Origin of the sequence: Providencia vermicola, from assembly GCF_020381325.1 — a bacterium.
In the GTDB taxonomy this organism is placed as follows: Bacteria; Pseudomonadota; Gammaproteobacteria; order Enterobacterales; family Enterobacteriaceae; genus Providencia; species Providencia vermicola.
Genome location: NZ_JAGSPI010000001.1, coordinates 542,325 through 548,405, shown reverse-complemented (window position 1 = coordinate 548,405; position 6,081 = coordinate 542,325). Strand labels below are relative to the sequence as shown.

Genomic DNA, 6,081 nt, shown 5'->3' with positions numbered 1-6,081 from the left:
AGATGTGTATAAGAGACAGATTTAAAATAATGAATAAAAATAAAATATTTAATTTTTTATTTTAATATAATTTATTTTTTATTTTATCATTACATTTCTCTTTACACGATTAAATTACCATCTATATTTAATCATAAAAATAATCTAATTCTAATCATAATAGAATAAATTACCCCTGCATTATCATTAATGAGTAGTCTTTTTGCGACAATAAATTAACATTAAATGCTTCATATTTAAAAATAACTCATATAAAAAATGAAATATAGCAAAATAGTCAACGGTAGAAACCATACCTTGTAGGAACTAATTTAATAACGTTAGACTAAACATCCATTTTTCCGTCACATTTATCTCTGATTTTGAGGGTTTAACAAAACCAGCATGTTTTTTCCAGTCATGATGATAGATAAATATGTTAGTCTTCCGCTTAACGTATTCCCTAACTAAAATTTACTTTCTCTGTAATTCGCATTATTGCCCTCAATCATCCTGCTTATTAAGTCGATTTTCAATGTACGTTATAGATTATACATAAAGGCTAAATTTCTGTTTTGTTCAAAAAATCAATACATATGAAGAATTACATTAAATATAAATATGTAAAACATTAAACTATAACATAGATAAACTTTATCAAATCACCAAATAGATAAAGTTTACTTACTCTTTAAAAGCATTTGAAAAGGAAAATATGATTTTTGACGCAGAAAATGAGGGTAATTTATGGAATGAAAATGGCAATAGATTGAAATACCTCCTTAATTTTCAATCATTTAAACGCAAATTGTTATATAGGGATTATCTTTATGAATTTTTTAATTTTGGAAGTAAGTCTAAAAATAAATATTTTAACCTAGGATTGCCCCACCTTATGTTAAATTTTCATATTAAAACGTATAAAATTATAAGAACACATTGGGCATGAATATTGTGATTCTTAGCAAAAAAAACCACCACAGTAACGTGATGGTTTCAATTGTAATGTGTAAGTCTGTAAGCCGCACTACCGATACAGATCCTTACGTTGATAGGGCTCTATCTCCCCTTCTTTGCGCGTTTTCAATAATTTTAAAATCCATGTATATTGTTCAAGACTAGGCAATACGAGGTGTTCAAGCTCTTCATTCATCCTACGTGCTATATACTCATCGTCTTTCCCATCGATGTCATCCATTGGCTCACGAATATAAATGTGTAATTGATGAGTTTTATGATCATATACTGGAAATAGCGGCACAATTTTCGCTTTACATACTTTCATTAAACGACCAATTGCAGGAAGTGTCGCTTTGTATGTACCAAAGAAATCAACAAATTCACTGTGCTCCTCGCCATGGTCTTGATCAGGAAGATAGAATCCCCAGTACCCTTGCCTCACGGATGCGATAAATGGCTTAATCCCCGCCTCTCGTGAATGGAGGCGGCCACCAAAATGATAGCGCGCTTTGTTCCAAAGATAATCCGCAACAGGATTCTTTTGATGGTGAAACATTGCGGCCATTTGCTGGCCTTTTGCCGCTAATAACATCGCAGGCGCATCAACTGCCCACCCATGTGGCACCATAAAAATCACATTACTTTGTTGTTCTTTTAACCGCTGAATGATTTCTTCATTATGCCAATGTGTGCGTGCTAACGTTTTATCTGCCCCTCGTAGGCACAATTCCGCCAACATGACAAAAGACTGCGGTGCAGTTTCAAACATGCGGTCAACTAAATCTTCTCTTTGCTCTTCCGTGTACTCAGGAAAGCAATAAAGTAAGTTGATCTTCGCACGACGACGAGCACTTTTGGCTATTCTGCCCACCCATTTACCTATTTTAGCCAGCATCGGGTCACGAATTTTAACCGGTATATAAGCAAGCCCTGCAAATACAGCGGCTCCCAACCAAACGCCCCAATATTTTGGCAATAAATAAGAACGGTGAAATGTTGGCACATAGCCTTTTTTACTGTCTGTGTCTTTATCTTTATTCATACTGCACTCAAGTGAATAATGGCTATATTTTTATAGCTTAAAATAATGATTTATGGAAGCATTTCAAAAAAAACTGGCAGATACAAGTACCTGCCAGTTATGAAAGAAGAAGAATTTATTACAGCTTCAGTTGAGGTTTTGTTTCTTTAACTAACGCTAAGTATTCTTTTCGCTCTTTACCTGTTAGCCCACCTGAACTTGGTAATTTGGCAGTTAAAGGATTAACTGCTTGCTGATTTACCCACATTTCAAAATGCAAGTGCGGCCCTGTCGAGCGCCCTGTATTACCTGACAATGCGATGCGGTCACCACGTTTGACTTTTTGACCAGGTTTAACAAGTAATTGACGTAAATGCATATAACGAGTGGTATATTGACGACCATGACGAATAGCAATAAAGTTGCCCGCTGCACCACTGTATTTCGACACAATCACCTCACCGTCACCAACGGCTAAAACGGGAGTCCCTACTGGCATTGCGAAGTCTACACCCTTATGTGGTGCAACACGCCCTGTTACTGGATTGACACGACGAGGGTTGAACTGAGAAGAAACTCTAAATTGTTTCGCCGTTGGAAAACGCAAGAAACCACGTTCTAAGCCATTCCCTTCGCTATCATAATATTTGCCATCTTCAGCTCGGAACGCATAATAACTTTTACCATTAGTTTGCAAACGGACACCAATAAGCTGGCTTTGTTCGCTGCGGCCATTGAGCATTTCACGGCTCATTAACACACTAAATTTATCGCCTTTTTTCAGTTTACGAAAATCAATTTGCCATTGTAGCGCTTTAATAACTTCACGGCCTTCATTACGTGTTAGACCTGCTTTACTGGTACTTTGGGCAAAAGAACCATCAACAGTGCCTTTTAAGATACTGTTCGTCCATTCGCCAGTACGAATTTGCTTAACCTCTTCGAATTTATTCGTCGTGCCTACTCGGTTAAATACCCGCGTTTCACGGCGATTCACTTCCCATGTTAGTGATTCTAATTCACCTTGCTCTGTCAAAGACCAATTCAGTGCCTGACCAATTTTCAGATTTCTCAGTGACTTATGTTGATTCGAAAGTGTTGCAACATCCCCAGCTTCAATACCAAACTGAGTTAAAATTGTTGTTAAGTTATCACCGCTTGCAACAACATATTCATGGGCTAACGGCGTTGCCTCCGCCCCCGCACCATCTGCTTCTGCTTCGGTATCTGCAAGACCTTCATCAGGTAATTGATCACTACTGTCTTGAATAATATCGTCAGTGGCATCAGTGGAAGGTAATAACGCTAGAGGAATGATGGTATCAGGCATACCATCATTTTCAGAAGTCGTTGGAACATGAACTGGCCGCCAAATTGCGACGGCCATGGTAGCGACTGTAAGCGTACTTAATACGATTTTATGAGTTCTAGACAGGCTACCATATACCTGAGCCAGACCTTTGGCCATTTGCTGCACTTAAACAATTCCTTCTATTTTTAATTCAGGCAGCTGGCGTATTGTTCCGACAAATTTGTCAAAAACTGCATGTAGCTATCTGGTCCAAGTGCCAGCCCAATTCCGAGTGGGTCGAGAGTTCCCATTTTGACTCCCGTATTACGCGCTACACTTTCAATTACTGCAGGCCTGAATTGTGGCTCAGCAAAAACGCATTGCGCTTTATGCTCAACCAATTGTGTTCGTATTTGATGTAATTTCTGCGCACCAGGCTGTATTTCTGGGTTTATCGTAAAATGCCCCAATGGAGCGAGTTGATAGTGTTTTTCAAAGTAGCCATAAGCGTCGTGAAAAACAAAATAACCCTTGTTTCGAGCTGGCTGTAAAATACTAGCAATTTTTTTATCACTTTGCGCCATATTTTCTCTGAATTTACGAAGGTTTACGTCTAGCTTATCTTTTTGTTCAGGATAAAGCTCTACTAAACGATCATGAATGTCCTGTGCAGCGAAATTTGCGATCTCTGGGGATAACCAGATGTGCATATTATACTCACCATGGTGATGATGTTCGTGATCCTTGTCATGATTAGCTTCATCCGAATGTTCATGGTCATGTTCATCTTCATGAGACTCGGCCATAAGTCGTGATTTAATATTTGTCTGTTCCGCTAGTGCCAGACGTTTATTCTGAGGTAACGTATTGATAGGTTTCTGTAAAAACATTTCGAGATCAGGTCCAACCCACACAAATAAGTCTGCTTGTTTAATTTTTTTCAAATCAGAGGGTTTTAATGCATAATCATGCGGGGATGAACCGTCTGGCAGTAGAACTTGTGTCTCCGTCACCCCATCAGCAATACCTGAGGCAATAAAAGCCAATGGACGAATCGATGTTACCACATCCGCATTTGAGGTAGATACCAATGTTGCACTCAATACAGAGGTCGCCACCGCTCCGAAAAGAAATTTACGGGCAATGTGTTTCGATTTATGTATCATAGCAGTCTTTTTCCGTGATTTTAATTTTGAAATGTTATAATATAACACAACATGATTTCTGCAAGATGTTTTTCATATGCAACCATTACTGACTTTAAATAAAATTTCTGTTTCGTTTGGTGATAAGCAAGTCCTTAAAGATGTGTCCTTTGAACTTAATAAAGGAGACATTGTGACGCTTTTAGGGCCAAATGGTGCAGGAAAATCAACTATAGTGCGTGTTGTTCTTGGGTTACTTCCCCCAACTTCAGGCTCAATTGAACGTGCCTCGTCACTTGCTATTGGCTATGTTCCTCAAAAATTGCATTTAGATACAACGCTCCCCCTAACAGTAAAGCGTTTTATGTTACTTAAGTTAGGTGTTCGCCAAGCACATTTATTACCTGCTCTTGAGCGTGTTAATGCGACTCATCTTCTAGATCAACCGATGCAAAAGTTATCGGGTGGGGAAACTCAACGCGTTTTACTCGCACGTGCATTGCTCAACAAACCTGACTTGCTCGTGCTGGATGAGCCTGCACAAGGTGTTGATATTACAGGTCAAGTTGCTTTGTATGACTTAATTAATCAATTAAGAACAGAGCTTGGCTGTGCCGTACTTATGGTTTCTCACGACTTACATCTAGTGATGGCAAAAACAGATAAAGTACTCTGCATTAATGGCCATATATGTTGTTCAGGCGCACCTGATGTGGTGTCCAATCACCCTGAGTTTGTTGCTATGTTTGGGTATCGTGGTGCCCAACAATTAGGGGTATATCGCCATCAACATAATCACCAACATGATTTAGAGGGTAATGTTATTAGTGGCCATCAACACAGCAAGGACTGCAATCATGATTGAGTTATTATTACCTGGCTGGATAGCGGGCATGTTACTTGCAATCGCAGCGGGGCCATTAGGCTCTTTCGTTGTTTGGCGCCGTATGTCCTATTTTGGTGACACTCTAGCACATGCTTCTTTATTAGGTGTTGCCTTTGGGTTATTACTTAATATTAACCCTTTTTATGCTGTCATTGCCGTTACCCTTTTACTTGCACTAATTTTAGTTTGGCTTGAAAAACGTCCACAACTTGCCGTTGATACATTACTCGGGATTATGGCTCATAGTTCGCTATCACTCGGTTTAGTCGTTGTCAGCTTAATGGCGAATGTGCGTGTTGACCTAATGGCTTATTTATTTGGCGACTTACTTTCCGTTAGCTATGAAGATATTATCACGATATTTATTGGTGTGATTGTCGTTTGCGGTTTGCTTTTTTATCGTTGGCGGGCGCTTTTATCTATTACTGTCAGCCCTGAGCTTGCTTTCGTCGATGGCATCAATATTCAACGTTTACGTTTATTATTGATGTTAGTCACTGCATTAACAATCGGTATTGCTATGAAGTTTGTTGGTGCATTAATTATTACTTCACTTCTGATTATTCCAGCCGCTACCGCTCGTCGTTTTGCACGTACACCTGAGCAAATGGCATTTATTGCGGTGTTAATTGGTATGCTATCAGTCACGGGTGGATTAGCCTTTTCGGCATTTTATGATACCCCTGCTGGCCCATCAGTTGTTTTGGTTTCTGCCGTTTTATTTGTGCTCAGCTTAACAGTTAAAGCAAAAAACTAATTGATAACTTAAAAGTTTATCCACGCCGTTGTTTATTTTGAA

Annotated in this window: 5 protein-coding genes; 2 read left to right on the top strand and 3 right to left on the bottom strand. The window is 38.9% G+C overall.

Annotated features, from left to right (window positions below):
- Positions 1-1,006: 1,006 nt before the first annotated feature.
- The 3 genes from lpxM to znuA all read right to left on the bottom strand — a co-directional run bounded on the left by lpxM (position 1,007) and on the right by znuA (position 4,417).
- The gene (lpxM, locus tag KDJ85_RS02575; protein ID WP_225818343.1) at positions 1,007-1,981 is read right to left on the bottom strand and encodes a lauroyl-Kdo(2)-lipid IV(A) myristoyltransferase; all 975 of its coding nucleotides are present in this window, start codon (positions 1,979-1,981) and stop codon (positions 1,007-1,009) included.
- Positions 1,982-2,099: 118 nt separating this feature from the next.
- Complete coding sequence (gene mepM / locus KDJ85_RS02570; RefSeq protein ID WP_377210603.1) at positions 2,100-3,437, bottom strand: murein DD-endopeptidase MepM; 1,338 nt, start codon at positions 3,435-3,437, stop codon at positions 2,100-2,102.
- A 20-nt stretch (positions 3,438-3,457) separates the two neighbouring features.
- On the bottom strand, positions 3,458-4,417 hold the full coding sequence (gene znuA / locus KDJ85_RS02565; protein ID WP_225818342.1) for a zinc ABC transporter substrate-binding protein ZnuA: 960 nt from the start codon (positions 4,415-4,417) through the stop codon (positions 3,458-3,460).
- Between the two features lie 76 nt (positions 4,418-4,493).
- Between znuA and znuC the strand changes: the two genes are divergently transcribed.
- Together znuC and znuB are read left to right on the top strand one after the other, a co-directional pair.
- Complete coding sequence (znuC, locus tag KDJ85_RS02560; protein ID WP_225818341.1) at positions 4,494-5,261, top strand: zinc ABC transporter ATP-binding protein ZnuC; 768 nt, start codon at positions 4,494-4,496, stop codon at positions 5,259-5,261.
- A complete protein-coding gene (gene znuB / locus KDJ85_RS02555) occupies positions 5,254-6,039 on the top strand; it encodes a zinc ABC transporter permease subunit ZnuB (RefSeq protein ID WP_225818340.1) in 786 nt (261 codons plus the stop codon). The genes znuC and znuB overlap by 8 nt, the downstream gene beginning before the upstream one ends.
- Positions 6,040-6,081 lie beyond the last annotated feature (42 nt).